Source organism: Pseudomonas azadiae (assembly GCF_019145355.1).
Classification (GTDB): domain Bacteria; phylum Pseudomonadota; class Gammaproteobacteria; order Pseudomonadales; family Pseudomonadaceae; genus Aquipseudomonas; species Aquipseudomonas azadiae.
In genome coordinates, this window is record NZ_JAHSTY010000002.1 from 714234 (window position 1) to 728808 (window position 14575).

Annotated in this window: 12 protein-coding genes and 1 pseudogene; 7 read left to right on the forward strand and 6 right to left on the reverse strand. The window is 62.1% G+C overall.

Annotated features, from left to right (window positions below):
• Positions 1–3 precede the first annotated feature (3 nt).
• Positions 4–2154, forward strand: coding sequence for a lipase family protein (locus tag KVG91_RS19690; protein WP_169374593.1), 2151 nt, complete (start codon positions 4–6; stop codon positions 2152–2154).
• 8 nt (positions 2155–2162) lie between these two features.
• On the opposite strand, the gene codA is transcribed toward KVG91_RS19690, so the two are convergent.
• The 5 genes and pseudogenes from codA to KVG91_RS19715 form a co-directional block, all read right to left on the reverse strand.
• Entirely contained in the window at positions 2163–3398 is a 1236-nt protein-coding gene (codA, locus tag KVG91_RS19695) for a cytosine deaminase (RefSeq protein ID WP_169374592.1), read from the reverse strand.
• A 27-nt stretch (positions 3399–3425) separates the two neighbouring features.
• Positions 3426–3659, reverse strand: a pseudogene (locus KVG91_RS19700) (helix-turn-helix domain-containing protein); the annotation flags it as partial.
• Between the two features lie 68 nt (positions 3660–3727).
• A complete protein-coding gene (gene codB / locus KVG91_RS19705) occupies positions 3728–4996 on the reverse strand; it encodes a cytosine permease (RefSeq protein WP_169374591.1) in 1269 nt (422 codons plus the stop codon).
• Positions 4997–5244: 248 nt separating this feature from the next.
• Positions 5245–5601 carry a 6-carboxytetrahydropterin synthase QueD gene (gene queD, locus KVG91_RS19710; protein WP_169374590.1) on the reverse strand — a complete coding sequence of 119 codons (357 nt, stop codon included), beginning with the start codon at positions 5599–5601 and terminating at the stop codon, positions 5245–5247.
• A gap of 76 nt (positions 5602–5677) precedes the next feature.
• The gene (locus KVG91_RS19715) at positions 5678–6757 is read right to left on the reverse strand and encodes a patatin-like phospholipase family protein (RefSeq protein WP_169374589.1); all 1080 of its coding nucleotides are present in this window, start codon (positions 6755–6757) and stop codon (positions 5678–5680) included.
• A gap of 158 nt (positions 6758–6915) precedes the next feature.
• Between KVG91_RS19715 and KVG91_RS19720 the strand changes: the two genes are divergently transcribed.
• Genes KVG91_RS19720 through KVG91_RS19735 form a run of 4 tightly spaced genes read left to right on the forward strand, consistent with a single transcriptional unit; the run spans position 6916 to position 9507 of the window.
• Positions 6916–7218, forward strand: a complete 303-nt coding sequence (locus KVG91_RS19720) for a PepSY domain-containing protein (RefSeq protein ID WP_169374588.1) — start codon at positions 6916–6918, stop codon at positions 7216–7218.
• Complete coding sequence (locus tag KVG91_RS19725) at positions 7218–7529, forward strand: PepSY domain-containing protein (protein WP_169374587.1); 312 nt, start codon at positions 7218–7220, stop codon at positions 7527–7529. The genes KVG91_RS19720 and KVG91_RS19725 overlap by 1 nt, the downstream gene beginning before the upstream one ends.
• Positions 7529–8197, forward strand: a complete 669-nt coding sequence (locus tag KVG91_RS19730; protein WP_169374586.1) for a response regulator transcription factor — start codon at positions 7529–7531, stop codon at positions 8195–8197. Before KVG91_RS19725 ends, KVG91_RS19730 begins: the two co-directional genes overlap by 1 nt.
• Positions 8194–9507: an ATP-binding protein gene (locus KVG91_RS19735; RefSeq protein WP_169374585.1), complete on the forward strand. Its 1314-nt coding sequence runs from the start codon at positions 8194–8196 to the stop codon at positions 9505–9507. The genes KVG91_RS19730 and KVG91_RS19735 overlap by 4 nt, the downstream gene beginning before the upstream one ends.
• 321 nt (positions 9508–9828) lie before the next feature.
• On the opposite strand, the gene KVG91_RS28225 is transcribed toward KVG91_RS19735, so the two are convergent.
• On the reverse strand, positions 9829–11976 hold the full coding sequence (locus tag KVG91_RS28225) for a methyl-accepting chemotaxis protein (RefSeq protein ID WP_169374584.1): 2148 nt from the start codon (positions 11974–11976) through the stop codon (positions 9829–9831).
• Positions 11977–12215: 239 nt separating this feature from the next.
• On the opposite strand from KVG91_RS28225, the gene KVG91_RS19745 reads away from it, so the two are divergent.
• Positions 12216–13535 carry a Na+/H+ antiporter family protein gene (locus KVG91_RS19745; protein WP_169374625.1) on the forward strand — a complete coding sequence of 440 codons (1320 nt, stop codon included), beginning with the start codon at positions 12216–12218 and terminating at the stop codon, positions 13533–13535.
• A 153-nt stretch (positions 13536–13688) separates the two neighbouring features.
• Positions 13689–14519: an N-acetylmuramoyl-L-alanine amidase gene (locus KVG91_RS19750; RefSeq protein WP_169374583.1), complete on the forward strand. Its 831-nt coding sequence runs from the start codon at positions 13689–13691 to the stop codon at positions 14517–14519.
• The last annotated feature ends 56 nt before the right edge of the window (positions 14520–14575 follow it).

The window sequence follows — 14575 nt, forward strand, 5'->3', positions numbered from 1 at the left end:
TTCATGAAGCTGGATGCACGGAAGCAATCTTTTTTCAGTGATAGCAAACCGGCCTGCTCATTGCGAGGGCATTGGGTGAGCTTTTGCCTGGTCGATGAGCTGGGCGTTGGAGCGGCATACGGCGGTCTGCCCTACACCGTCCACGATAGCGCTGGGCAGCAGTACAAAGGCAGGTTGAATGGAGAAGGATTTGCCAAGCTACAAAATATCTACTGCGGACCTGTGGTGCTGGTTTTTGACGAATTGTATTCAGGAACAGAGCAGCCGTATCAGCGGCTGATGTTGCGCTCCACTTACCAGCTTCCTATTACCGAGCTTCAAGTTCGGGCTGAGCAGACTCGGTTTGCTGGCTCTGACGGTCGGCGCACCGAAGGGCGTCGAGCTCAGCAAACGGCCAACCGGTTCTATCAAGTCGAAGTACGAGATTTGGTTCGACATGTCGCGCACTTACCGTCGATTGAACCGCGAACTCATCAGCCCCAACGGCATGCATTAGAAATGATGGCAAACCTGGGATTTAGTCCGCCGCAGCCGACGTTGGCGGGGGTGGTGCTATTTCCCAATTGCCATACTGTTCTGGAGGTCAGGCCGCTACGAGCCCTGCGGCCATTGCTTTCAACGGAAGACGGGTTCTGTGCGTTGAATCTTTATCAACTGGCGTTGATGGCCTCCTTGAGTTATTGCAATTTTGGACAGGAACCGCCCCAACGGCCTCAGGACGAAGTCCGCTTCCCGCTTGATCCCAGCGTCGGGCACCTTTTCGCTGAAAAGCTCTCGGGTTATCACGAAGCCTGGCGAGTCGATGCAGAGCAACAGCAGCGCTTCTACCCCCTTTATGAGGAGGTGCCATACTCTCGACGCTTCGAAATTCTGCCCTTCGATCCTGTGATGTATCCACAAAACCGACCGGAGCTGGGTGAGAAGCAAGAGCACCCGGCGCGGCTGCACTTTTTCGACGATAAAGAGTTTGGTACCGATACTCAGGCTTTTATCAGCCATCACGAGGAGGTGATCCTGATTGCGGTACGTGGCACCGCCAGTGCCGCTGATGGGCTGCGAGATGCAAACGCCCACCAGGTAGCTTTCGCTGAAGGCGTAGGCAAGGCTCACGAAGGTTTTTATCAGGCTTACCGGGCGATGCGCGATTTCGTGTTGTACTACCTCGATCAATTCCACACTGGCCAACGAATAATCATCTGCGGCCACAGCCTGGGCGGCGCGATTGCGTTGCTATTGGCAGAAGGACTACGTCGTACTCCGGGCCGTGAATACAACATCCTCCTCTACACCTACGGCGCCCCCCGCGCCGCCGACGCGGAATTCACCGCAGGCGCGTCCTCCCTGGTCCACCACCGCATCGTCAATCACAACGATCCGGTCCCCAGTGTTCCAGCCCCGTGGATGAACACCACCGCCAAACTCTGGGTTCCTGGCGCCGTCACACTGTTCAGCGCGCCGGCACCGGGCGGCCTGTTGTTCGCCGCCGGCCTGGTTCGGTTGGGCGGCAACCCCTACCAGCACCATGGCGAACAACAACACTTCATGCCGATCATGCTGCCGGATGGCACGCGTTCATCGGTGCTTTGGAAGCCGGGCTGTGAATCCATCCAGGAGGCCGGCTGCAACCGAGCGTTGCAACTCCACGCAGACATGCCCGACCGCGATAACCTGCTCAAACAGCTGTTCCAGGCCAATCAGCACTTCATGACCGCCAGCTACATCCCGGCTGCCTGGGCGACGCTGCGGCGCTGGCAACAAAGCCAGGAAAGCAGCGGCCCCTTGGTAACGCCAAGAGAGTTCGAGCTGCTCGATCAAGCACTCGAGGACATGCGCCAGCAACTGCGAAACAAGCGCCGCGAACTCGCGCGTCTGCGACCCGCCAACGACCGTGGCTATGAGCACAACGAAGCCTTGAACACCGAGATCGATCGCTTGCACACCAGCCGCGAGCGCCTCGCAACCCTGCGCTGGCGCCGGCTCGAAGCCCGTGATGTCTACGGCAGCCACGCACAGGGCGCCAACTTGCAGCCCAGCCTCAAGCGCTGGTTCAGCCACCGTGAAAACCGCGAGCTGTCGCAACTCGCCAGTATCCCTCCCGCCGTGGACAACGAATGGGGGAGGGCACAGACGCTGGATATCGATTCGATCGTTTGACCCAGGCTTTATACAAACTCCACCTGCGCGGGCCGACGCTTCATCAACACGTTGCCGTTGCGGATCGAGTACAGCGGCAAGCCCTGGCTGCGGATGACCTCGTAGTCGCTGTCCGCCGAGAGGATCAACAGGTTCGCCGGCCGTCCCGGTTCCAGGCCGTAGCGGTCACCCAGGGCCATGGCCTTGGCACTGTTTTCGGTCACCAGGTCGAGGGCGTTTTGCAAGTTGCGGTAGCCGAGCATATGGCAGATGTGCAAACCGGCTTCGAGCACCCGCAGGATGTTGCCATTGCCCAGGGGGTACCAGGGGTCGACGATGGAGTCCTGGCCGAAGCACACGTTCATGCCGGCTTCCAGCAGTTCATTGACCCGGGTGACACCACGGCGTTTCGGGAAGGTGTCGAAGCGGCCTTGCAGGTGAATGCTTTCGGTGGGGCAGGAAACAAAGCTGATACCCGAATGCCCCAGCAGGCGGAAGAGTTTGGCGCAGTAGGCGTTGTCGTAGGAGCCCATGGCCGTGGTGTGGCTGGCGGTGACGCGCTCGCCCATGCCGCGGCTGCGCGCTTCTTCGGCCAGCACTTCGAGAAAGCGCGAGTGCGGGTCGTCGGTTTCGTCGCAATGCACGTCCACCAGGCAACCGGTACGTTCGGCCAGGTCCATCAGGAACTTCACCGAGCTCACCCCTTGGTCGCGAGTGTACTCAAAGTGGGGGATACCGCCGATCACGTCGGCGCCCAGGCGAATGGCTTCTTCCATCAGTTCGCGGCCATTGCGGTACGACTCGATACCTTCCTGGGGGAACGCGACGATTTGCAGGTCGATCAGGTGCGTGGTGTCTTCGCGCACCTGCAGCATGGCCTTGAGCGCCGTGAGGTCCGGGTCGGTGACGTCGACGTGGGTGCGCACATGCTGGATACCGTGGGCGGCGAGGGCCTGGATGGTCTTCCGAGCGCGTGTCCTGGTGTCTTCCTCGGTGATGGTGGCCTTGCGTTCGCCCCAGCATTCGATGCCTTCGAACAGGGTGCCGCTCATGTTCCAGCGTGGCTCGCCGGCGGTCAGTGTGGCGTCGAGATGGATATGCGGTTCGACGAAGGGTGGGATCACCAGGTTACCGGCGGCGTCCAGGTCGTTGGCCGTCGCAATCGGCGATCCCGCTTGCGGCGTGATGCTGGCGATCCGGCCATGTTCCAGGTGCAGATCATGCAGGCCTTCACGGTTGCGCAGGCGAGCGTTGATGATGTGCATGGGCAAGTTCCTCTTGGCTAAAGACAATCAGGCAGACAGTCGCCAGATCATCGGCGCAATGCCGATGTCCAGGCGATCATAAGCATTATCCAGCGTCAGCCCGTACAGGGCCTCGATCCGCTGGACGCGGTGGGTCAAGGTGTTGCGATACACGGCCAGCCGCTGGGCGGCGGCCACCAGGTTACCATTCTCATGAAACCAGGCTTCGACGGTGGGCATCAGGCTGGGGCCATGATGCGCGTCGTGGCGCAGCGATGGGCCTGTCTCACCCGCGCGCAGTCGCATGGATTCCAGGCTTGTCAGCGCCAGCACGTCGGCGACGGTCAGGCTCATGCCTGGGCTTCAGCCAAGGGCGCGCGCACCCTGAGTACGGCAGTGAGCGCGATGTAGGTCAACGATGCGACAACGATCCCCACCAACGGTGCGACCCAGGGCGAGTTGAACGCCAGCACCGTACCCACGGCATAGGCCACCAGTCCTGGCCAGTTGAACGCCGGCAGGCGCGCGTCGGCCAGGCGTGGATAGCGGCCGCGGTAGCGATAGAAGAAGTCCGCCATGATCACCCCGCCAATCGGTGGGATCACCGTGCCGAGCAGAATCAAATACGGCACCAGCAGGTCATACATACCGAGCAACGCCAGCAGGGTCCCGATCACGGCACCGGCCAGGGTCACCGTCTTGCGGCGCTTGGTGCGCAGCAGGTTGCAGCCGGCTACCGCGAAGTTGTAGATGGTGTTGTCCTGGGTACTCCAGATATTGAGCAGCAACATGGCCATCGCCGCCATCGCGAAGCCTTGCAGCAGCAAGACTTCAACCACGTCCGGCTGTTGATAAACGATGGCACCATAGGCCCCGATCAGCACCATCAAGCCGTTGCCGATAAAGAAACCGATCAGGCTGGCCAACACCGCCACCTTGGCCGAGCGTGAAAAGCGCGTCCAGTTGGTGGCTTGGGTCGCACCGCTGACAAACGTGCCGAACACCAGGGTAATGGCCGTGGACAAATCCAGTTCACCGGTCGGTACCACTGCCAGCAGCCCATCCAGGCCGCCGACTTTCACCGTGGCCACCCACATCGATAGAAACAGCAGGATGCCCATGGCCGGCACCGCGATGTAGGACAGGATCTCCAACCCGCGATAACCAATGTAGGCCGTGGCGCAGAACACCAGGCCAAACACCACCATCAGCGCCAGCACGCTGCCCGGGCTCAGCTCGAAATACTTGCCCAACACCACGGCGGCAGTGGCGGTGCCCCAGGCGTACCAGCCGATCTGGGTGAAGCCCAGGATCAAGTCACTGAGCTTGCTGCCCACTTCGCCAAAGCAGAAGCGCCCCATCAATACCGAATTCAGGCCGCTCTTGAACGCGATGTAACCCAGGCCCGCGGCGTAGGTACCCAACAGCAGGTTACCCAAGGCCACGACACCCAGCATGTCGGTGAAACTGAAGGCCACCCCCAGCTTGCCGCCGGCAAACATGGTCGCGGTAAAAAAGGTAAAGCCCAGCAGCACCATGGCGGTGGATGCCAGGCCCTTGCGCGCATGCAACGGGACTTCGCTTAAGGGGTAGTCGTTGCCCGGTTCTTGCTGCGTCATGTGCCTTGCTCCCTGAATGAGTGACGCAGGCCCGTTGCACCGCGCGTGCCAAATCGGCAGTAGCGATGCGCGCACGGCAGGCGTTGTGCGCTGTGCACAGTATTTATAGCCAAACAGGGGAAGAAACGCTGGAAGAGGTGTTCGCGGTGCCCCGTCGGGCACGAAAGCGGTGCGGCGGTGATACAAATTGGATCAGTCGAACAGGCACAAAAAAACCACCGTGCAGGTGGTTTTTTCATATCCCGGGCTTACTCGCCGCGATAGATGCAGCCGCTGGTGCAAGTCTCGTGGATGCGAATCGCACTGAGCTCGGGCAGCAGGGGTTGGAGTTCCTTCCAGATCCACTTGGCCAGCACTTCGCTGGTCGGGTTTTCCAGGCCTGGGATGTCATTGAGGTAGTTGTGGTCGAGACGTTCATAGAGCGGCTTGAAAATCGCCTTGATCTCCGAAAAGTCGCGAATCCAGCCGGTATGGGGATCCAGGTCACCGCTGAGGTGGATCGCCACCTTGAACGAATGCCCATGCAGGCGCCCGCATTTGTGGCCTTGCGGTACGTGGGGCAGGCGGTGGGCGGACTCGAAGGTAAACTCTTTGAAGATTTCCACAGTATTTTCAGCTCGGTCAGGTATCTGGCAGGCGGCGAGTTTAACAGCTTGATCCCTTGCTGCGCATGCCGCTGGGTCAGAGTACTTGCAAGCGCTCGCCCAACCGGCCGTTATCCGCCAGTTCCAGAAACTCATCACCCAACCGCCGACTCTCGCTCATCGCCGTTTGCCAGTACCGGTTACGGCTCGCGTCATCGCCCATGAAACGCTTGAAGTCACTGCGATCGGGCAGTTTGCCGTAAGGCAGGCGGGCCAGGTAATCCTTGGACGGCGCCAGCAGCAACACATCCTGCAGACCCTGCTGGCTGCTGCGTCGCCACGGCAAGCCTTTATCGAACCAGCCGGGAATGATCCGATCGGTAAAGTGCGGGTACAGCACGATGTCGTCACCTTGGTAGGGCAGGTCGAGGTGATAGTCCAGCAGGCCGCCGTCGCGGTAGGTGCCGGCGCCCGCGCCCGGCAGGTCGCGTACGCCTTGCATCACCATGGGGATCGAACCCGACGCCAGCAGCGCCTGGCGCAGGTTGCCCAGTTCGAGGCCGAGGAAGCGCGACGGGAAATCCTTCAACGGATGCACCGGCGGCGCCTGGCGCGGGTCGTGGATGATCAGCCGTTCGAAGTGCCGCGATAGCCGTGCGCGGCCGCGCAGGTTATCCGCAATTACCGACGACAGGCCCAGCCCGAGGCGCCCACGATGGTCATCGGCAAGCAGGCCGTGGCTCTTGACCACCAGGATGTTGAGGCGATAGTTCGGGTTATCCAGCACCCGTGCGTCCCGTCCGGCCAGCAAGTCGTCGAGCATGCGCTGGCAGCTGCGGCTGACGTCGGCCATGGTCACGCCTTTGGCAAAGCGCTGTTCGTTATACAGGCGGCCGAGGTCCAGCAGGCCCTGCACCGGGTCGGGCAGGCAAGCACTGGCAAACCGCCAGGAACCGATGGAGGCGCCGATCAACGACCGCTCCCGAGGAGCGCGGGGCAGCCAGTCGCCGAACAGCGCCAGGTCCAGCCCCTGGATACCCAGCGCCTTTGGGCCGCCGGCCGCGCCAGGCAGGATGCCGACGTCGGCCGGCGTGAGGCCTCGCTCACGAATGCGCGCCAATGCGCGTTTGCCGGCCTTGAGAGTCAGGGCGGGAAACTTGATGTGGATGGCTGTCATACCGGTCTCTGTTGAAGCGAGCAGGAATTATAAGAAATCTCGCGCAATGATTGGAGAAGAGCGTTGTCGGAAATTGCCATGGTGGCAATTCAGGTTCAATTAAGTTGCAGCGGGTACGGTGGCCTGCGTAGGAAAACATCCTGTAACGGAGACTTATGATGAAGCGCCTCACCGCTCTGGTCGCCGCCGGTATCATCGCCCTCACGGCAACCCAGGCCGGAGCCGTGGACCCCGACAAACCACTGAACGTGCCTGCCACTGTTACTATTGTCGCCTTTGACCAACTGGAGGCCACGGCCTTGGCCCTGCACCCCGGTTCGAGGCTGCTGGACACCGACCTGGACGAGGAGTACGGCAGGTACCTCTACCAGGTCGAATTGGAAGATACCCAGGGCATCGAATGGGACATTGAATTGGACGCGCTCACCGGGCAGGTTCTCAAGAATCATCAGGATACGTAATGAAGGTAAATTTACGCGCCGGCAGTCGAGTCGCGCTGGTGCTCCTGGCATTTTGCTCCAGCCTGGCGGCCCGCGATCTCAATCAGGATGAAGCCCTGGCCTTGCGCCAGCAAGGAGTAATCCTGCCGCTGGAGCAACTGTTGCACCAGGCCATGGAACGTTATCCCGGTTCACGCCTGCTGGAAGCGGAGCTGGAAAAGAAGCACGGCCGATACGCTTATGAAGTGGAGCTGGTGACCACCGAAGGGGTGGTCCGCGAGATCAAGCTGGACGCCAGCACCGGTGTGCTGATCAAAGACGAGGAAGACTGATGCGCCTGCTTCTGGTGGAAGACAATGTACCGTTGGCCGACGAACTGTTGGCCGGCCTGCAACGCCAGGGCTACGCCGTCGACTGGCTGGCCGATGGCCGTGATGCGGCGTACCAGGGGCGCAGCGAGCCCTATGACCTGATCATTCTCGACCTGGGATTGCCTGGCCTGCCCGGGCTTGAGGTGCTGGCGCAGTGGCGTGCCGCCGGGTTGGCGATTCCGGTGCTGATCCTCACCGCCCGCGATTCCTGGGCTGAGCGCATCGAAGGGCTCAAGGCCGGTGCCGATGATTACCTGAGCAAACCCTTTCACCCTGAAGAGCTTCACCTGCGCATCCAGGCGCTGTTGCGCCGTTCCCATGGCCAGGCCAACCAGCCCACCTTGCAGGCCGCCGGGTTGCATCTGGATGAAGGTCGCCAATGCGTGCTGCGCGACGGCGCGGAGATCCAGCTGACCGCCGCTGAATTCCGGCTGTTGCGCTATTTCATGCTGCACCCCCAACAGATCCTGTCGAAAAGCCACCTCGCCGAGCACCTGTACGACGGTGAGACCGAGCGCGATTCCAACGTGTTGGAGGTCCACGTCAACCACTTGCGCCGCAAGTTGGGACGCAGCGTGATCGAAACCCGGCGCGGCCAGGGTTACCGGTTTGGCGCCAGCCCTGCATGAAGTCCATTCAACGACGCCTGAGCCTGGGCCTGATCAGCGTGATGGTGATCGTCGGCGTGGTGCTCGCGCAAACCAGTCTGTGGTTGTTCGAAGCCGGGCTGCAGCGCTACCTGGAAGCCGGGCTGCGTAACGACGCCGAAAACCTGCTGGTGGCCATGGTGCGCGGGCCCAACGGCTTGCAACTGGATGAGCAGCACGTCTCGCCGGCCTACCAGCGGCCGTTTTCCGGGCACTACTTTCGTGTCGATTTTGCCGATACCCACTGGCGCTCCCGCTCCCTGTGGGACCAGGAGTTGCCGCGGCTGCCCGAGGTCGGGATCAAGGGCAACCTGCAACTGGGGCCAGAGGGCCAGCAATTGCTGGTATTGCGCTCGGACTACAAGCGTTTCGGCCAGTTGATTTCCATCAGCGTGGCTCAGGACTACACGCCTGTACGCGAAAGCTTTCGCCTGATGCGCCAGATCGGTCTGGTGCTGGGGCTGGCGGCGCTGCTGCTGGTGCTGGTCCTGCAACGGGTCACCGTCCGCCGCGCCTTGCGCCCCCTGGAAACCGCGCGTAACCAGATCGCCCAACTGCAACAGGGTCAGCGCTCGCAGCTCGACGAGCAGGTGCCCCTTGAGCTGGAGCCCTTGGTGGCGCAGATCAACCACCTGCTGGCGCATACCGAAGACAGTCTCAAGCGCTCACGCAATGCGCTGGGCAACCTCGGACACGCCTTGAAAACCCCGCTGGCGGTGCTGTTGAGCGTGGCGTCCAGCGAGCAGCTCAAGGACCGGCCCGCGCTGGCCAAGCTGTTGCGCGAGCATCTGGAACAGGTGCAGCAACGCCTCAATCGCGAACTCAACCGCGCTCGCCTGGCTGGCGAAACCTTGCCGGGTGCGCTGTTCGACTGCGAAAAGGAACTGCCCAGCCTGTTGGCCACCCTGAATATGATCCACGGCGAACACTTGGAGCTGAGCTACCACGTCGACCCCGGCCTGCAACTGCCCTGGGACCGTGCAGACCTCTTGGAAATGCTCGGCAATTTGCTCGACAACGCCTGCAAATGGGCGGACGCCGAAGTGCGCCTGACCCTCTCCGAGACCGAGCACACCTACCTGCTGGCCGTGGAAGACGACGGCCCCGGCATCCCCGAAACCCAGCGTGATCAGGTCTTCAGTCGCGGTACACGCCTGGATGAACAGATCGATGGCCACGGCCTGGGATTGGGAATCGTGCGAGACATCGCCGAAGTGTGGGGCGGGGTGTTGCAGCTGCAGGATGCTGAACTGGGCGGCCTTAAAGTGCTGATCGAATTGCCCAAGCGTTAACGCGGGGTACGATGTGGTTTGCCTGCGATAGCCCCAAGTATCTGCACAACTTTAACGGCTGACAAATCTCCTGTAGTGAGCGGGCTTGTCCCGCGCTGGGTGGCGAAGCCGCCCCAAACCAGGCGCCCCGGTTTTGTCTGGAGTTCGGCGGTGTCTCGATTGGGGCGGCTGCGCCACCCAGCGCGGGACAAGCCCGCTCACTACAAAATTGTGTAGATCCTTAGGCGGCGACAGCATCATCTTGGTTGAGCGCAAAGACCGAAGGCGCCTGCATCGCGGGCAAGCCCGGCTCCCACAGAAAAGCACTCCCACGCTCAGTCTTCAGACGCGGAACTGATCCATCAACCCCTGCTGCTGGTTCGCCAGGCTGTTCAACGCCTGGCTTACCCGCGCCGATTCGTTCGCCTGCTCGGACAGCGACTCGGTCACGTCCCGAATGGTCGCCACGTTGCTGTTGATCTCTTCGGCCACGGCGCTTTGCTCTTCGGCGGCGCTGGCGATTTGCAGGTTCATGTCGCTGATCACTGTGACGGCGGCGCCAATCTGGCGCAGGGCGGTCACGGCCTCGCCCACTTGTTCGACGCTGCCCTGGGCCTGGCGATAGCTGTTGCCCATGGCGCCGACGACATCGGTGGTGCCGCTTTGCAATTGCTCGATGACCAGGCGGGTTTCTTCCACCGACTCCTGGGTACGCCGTGCCAGGTTGCGCACTTCATCGGCCACCACGGCGAAGCCACGGCCGGCCTCACCGGCGCGGGCGGCTTCGATGGCAGCGTTGAGTGCCAGCAGGTTGGTCTGCTCGGCGATGCCGCGGATCACTTCCAGTACCGAACCGATTTTCTCGCTGTTGGCGGCCAGGCCTTCGACCTGGGTCATGGCCGTGCACATTTCCGCCGCCAATTCCCCGATGTTGCGGGTGGTGCGGTCGATCACCGTCAGGCCGTCACGCGTAGACTGGTCGGCATCGCGGGCGGCTTGGGCGGCCTGGGCGGCGCTGCGTGCCACGTCCTGGGCGGTCGCGCTCATTTCATGGGACGCAGTGGCTACCTGATCGACCTGGCGATACTGCTGTTCCATGCCGGCGCTGGTTTGAGTGGCAATCGCAGCGGATTGGTCGGCGGTGCCACGGGCGTCCTGCACCGAGCGCTTAACTTCAGCGATGATCGGTTGCAGTTTGTCGAGGAAACGGTTGAACCAGCCTGCCAGTTGCCCCAGTTCGTCCTGCTTGTCGTAGGCCAGGCGGCGAGTCAGGTCGCCTTCGCCGCTGGCAATGTCTTCGAGCATGTGCGCCACCCCCAGGATCGGCCGGGTCACGCTGCGTGCCATCAGCCACACCAGGATCAGGCCGACCACTGCGGCGAGCAGGCCCAGGCCGAGTTCCAGCAGGGTGCCCTTGGCGTTGTCGGCATCCAGTTGAGCTTTCAGGGCTTCAGCCGGCGCTATCAGGACCTTCTCCGGCACATCCAGCAACACGCCCCACGGCTTGCCGTCCGGGATCGGCGTGAACGGTGCCAGCACCTTGAGTTGATGGTCGGTGCGCAGGCTGCGGATGTGTGTACTGCCGGCCAGGGCGCTGATCAACTGCGCGCCGTTGACGGTGTCGACCTTGTCCAGGCGCTGGCTGAGTTTGCTGGCGTCCGGGCTGTAGCCGGCGAGCAATCCGGTGGGGCTGAGTATGCTGACCTGGGTGTGGCCGTCGTACAGCTTGCGGCTGGCCTGTTGGCTCACGGCCTGCAGGCTATTGAGGTTGATGTCCACCGACAGCGAGGCGATGACTTTGCCATTGGCCATCAACGGGAAGACGATGCTGGTCATCAGCACGTTTTGCCCGTCGATCATATAAAAGTAAGGTTCGATCACGCACGGCTTGAGCGTGGCGCGCGGGCACGTGAACCAGGCGTTGGCCTTTTCACCGCTGGGCCCGACGCGGCTGTCGGACATGTCGCTTTCCGGCAGGGCCATCGAGGTCAGCTTGCCCGGCGTCGGTTGCGACCAGTACAGGGCGAAGCGCCCCTTATTGTTGCTGCCCAGCTCGGCCTGGTCGGCGAACAATTCATCCTTGCCGTCCAGTGCATTGGCCTCGAACACCAGGGACAGGCCAAGCAAGTCCGGGTTGGCCTGCAACGCGGCCTTGACCTGGCGGGTCAGGTCTTCGCGGGTATCGAAAGCGTCGAGAAAACGCTTTTCGGCCTGCTCGCGCAAGAACAGCACCTGGCGTGAAAAACCATGGCCGTACTGGTAGGCGTCCATGAACTGGCGGCGGATGCCCAGCGCCTGCACTTCGCCCTGGGCCTCGATGCGCGCCTGGGCGGCTTCATCGAGCATCTGCATGCTGGACGCCTTGACCTGCTGCGAGCTCTGTTCCATGCGATACAGCGACAGACCCACCAGCAGGGTCACGATCCCCAGCAGGCACAGGCCGGCCAGCAGGGTGATTTTCCATTGAATGGAGAGCTGCCTGAGCGACATCGGTACATCCTTACCTGAAAACACATAGAGCCCGGTTATCGGCCGGTTCCGCCTTTTCTTTATTCAAACGATCAATTTAAACCTCAAAGCGGCGCCGTTTTTTGACATGAGCGCCGGCCTCCTGCAAAGTGCGCGCCCTCTAATAAGACCTCCTTCACGCCTGCACGCTGGCGGCCGCCGAATGGCTGCCCAGGTGCGCGCGTGCCTGTTCTTTATGTTTTTTGCTTGAGGTAATCATGATTAACGCAGTCATTGCTGCGGTCGGCACCATGCTGGTGCTCAGCCTGTCCCGCGTGCACGTGGTCATCGCCATCATCGTCGGCGCCCTGGTAGGCGGACTGACCGGTGGCCTGGGCATCGACGCTACGCTCACTGCCTTCAACGGCGGCTTGGGCGGAGGGGCGACCGTGGCCTTGTCCTACGCCTTGCTAGGCGCTTTCGCCGTGGCCATTGCCAAATCCGGCCTGGCTCACGCCCTGGCCGACAAGGCGTTGCTGCTGGTCGACCGCCAGGAAGCCAGCGGCGGCAGCCACGTCAAATGGCTGCTCATCGGCCTGCTGTGGGTGGTGGCGATTGCCTCGCAGAACATCCTGCCGATTCATATCGCCTTTATCCCGCTGTTGGTACCGCCGTTGCTTTACGTGCTGACCAAGCTGCAACTGGACCGCCGCCTGATCGCCTGCGTGATGACATTCGGCCTGATCACACCCTACATGTTCCTGCCGGTGGGCTTCGGTAACATCTTCCTCAACCAGATCCTGCTGGCCAACGTGGCCAAGAGCGGGGTGGATATCAGCCAGGTCAATGTCACCCACGCCATGAGCCTGCCGGCGCTGGGCATGGTGGTCGGCCTGCTGGTGGCGGTGTTTATCAGCTACCGCAAGAAGCGCGTCTACGACCTGGAGAAAATCGAGCGGGTTGAGCAGGTGGCGGTGCAGTACAACCCGCTGACCCTGCTGGTGGCCGGCCTGGCGATTGCTTCGGCGTTCATCATCCAATTGTGGCTGGACTCGATGATCATCGGCGCCCTGGCCGGGTTTCTGATTTTCTCGGTATCGGGCATCGTGCGCTGGCGCGACACCGACGATCTGTTCACCGAAGGCATGAAGATGATGGCGATGATCGGCTTCATCATGATCGCCTCCTCGGGTTTTGCCGAGGTGCTCAAGGCCACCGGCGACGTGCGCTCCTTGGTGGAAACCTCGGCGGCCTTCATCGGCCACAACCGTGGAGTCGGCGCGTTGCTGATGTTGCTGGTGGGGTTGCTGGTGACCATGGGCATCGGCTCGTCGTTTTCCACCGTGCCGATTCTCGCCGCGATTTTTGTGCCGCTGTGTGTGCAGTTGGGCTTCAGCCCGGTGGCCATCGTGTGCATCGTCGGCACCGCCGGTGCCTTGGGTGACGCCGGCTCACCCGCGTCGGACTCGACCCTCGGCCCGACCTCCGGCCTGAATGTCGACGGCCAGCACCACCATATCTGGGACACCGTGGTACCCACATTCCTGCACTACAACCTGCCGTTGCTGGCCTTTGGCTGGCTGGCGGCCATGACCCTTTGACCGTCTTGCCTCGGTGAGGGCTTCGTCCTCGTCGGAAGAAGCTCAGGGCTATGTAGGGGCTCTCTGAATTCGCCCCTCACCCAGCAGGCGCCGCCGTCCGGGCGGCGCAGGGCCCTTATATTCCGGAGCTTCTCACTCGATTGAGGCACTCCGATGAACAAGATCGTCCTTTTCCTGGCCGTTCTGATGCTGGCAGGCTGCAGCACGGCCCCGAACAACCTGAGCGTAAAAAACGGCTACGCCATCGACACCACCCACAGCTCCCCGAACCAGAACGAACGGGTCCGCTATCTCGTTCTGCACTACACGGTCTTCGACGACAAGGACTCCCTCGACGCGCTGACCAACGGCACCGCCAGTGCTCACTACCTGGTCTACAGCACGCCGCCCACACACCGTGCGCTGCCGGTGGCGTTGCAATTGGTGCCGGAGGAAAAACGGGCCTGGCACGCCGGGGTCAGTCAATGGGGAAACCGCACCCAGCTCAATGACACGTCCATCGGCATCGAGATCGTCAATGCGGGCTTTATCGATGGTCCGACCGGACGCCTATGGTTCCCCTACACCGACGCGCAGCTGGCGTTGGTCAAGCGGCTCGCAGCGGACGTCATCAAGCGCTACGCCATCGAGCCGCAAAACGTCATCGGGCACAGCGACATTGCGCCCCTGCGTAAATCCGACCCCGGGCCGTTGTTCCCCTGGCAGGCGTTCGCCGAGCAGGGGATCGGCGCCTGGCCAGACGCGGCCACGGTGCACAAGCACCTGGCCGGGCGCCCGGCCTCTCAGCAGGTTGCCGTGGGCACTGTGCAACGCGCCCTGGCCACTTACGGCTACAAGATCCCGCAGACCGGCGAGTTGGACGAAGAAACCCGCCAGGTCATCCGGGCATTCCAGATGCATTTCCGCCCGGCGGGGATCTCGGGTATCCCCGACGCCGAGACCGAGGCCGTCGCATTGGCCTTGGTGGAGAAGTATTACCCCTGAAGGCCAAGGTGGCCCGAACGGCAGGCCGGGCCCTACAGAATCCAAGCCATTGGCCG

What these genes read in the sequence shown, in the direction of transcription:
- KVG91_RS19715 (WP_169374589.1), bottom strand. Translation starts at nt 6,757, where the DNA reads ATGACAGCCATCCACATCAAGTTTCCCGCCCTGACTCTCAAGGCCGGC.
- KVG91_RS19690 (WP_169374593.1), top strand. Translation starts at nt 4, where the DNA reads ATGAAGCTGGATGCACGGAAGCAATCTTTTTTCAGTGATAGCAAACCG.
- KVG91_RS19750 (WP_169374583.1), top strand. Translation starts at nt 13,689, where the DNA reads ATGAACAAGATCGTCCTTTTCCTGGCCGTTCTGATGCTGGCAGGCTGC.
- KVG91_RS19725 (WP_169374587.1), top strand. Translation starts at nt 7,218, where the DNA reads ATGAAGGTAAATTTACGCGCCGGCAGTCGAGTCGCGCTGGTGCTCCTG.
- KVG91_RS19720 (WP_169374588.1), top strand. Translation starts at nt 6,916, where the DNA reads ATGAAGCGCCTCACCGCTCTGGTCGCCGCCGGTATCATCGCCCTCACG.
- KVG91_RS28225 (WP_169374584.1), bottom strand. Translation starts at nt 11,976, where the DNA reads ATGTCGCTCAGGCAGCTCTCCATTCAATGGAAAATCACCCTGCTGGCC.
- KVG91_RS19730 (WP_169374586.1), top strand. Translation starts at nt 7,529, where the DNA reads ATGCGCCTGCTTCTGGTGGAAGACAATGTACCGTTGGCCGACGAACTG.
- codA (WP_169374592.1), bottom strand. Translation starts at nt 3,398, where the DNA reads ATGCACATCATCAACGCTCGCCTGCGCAACCGTGAAGGCCTGCATGAT.
- codB (WP_169374591.1), bottom strand. Translation starts at nt 4,996, where the DNA reads ATGACGCAGCAAGAACCGGGCAACGACTACCCCTTAAGCGAAGTCCCG.
- KVG91_RS19735 (WP_169374585.1), top strand. Translation starts at nt 8,194, where the DNA reads ATGAAGTCCATTCAACGACGCCTGAGCCTGGGCCTGATCAGCGTGATG.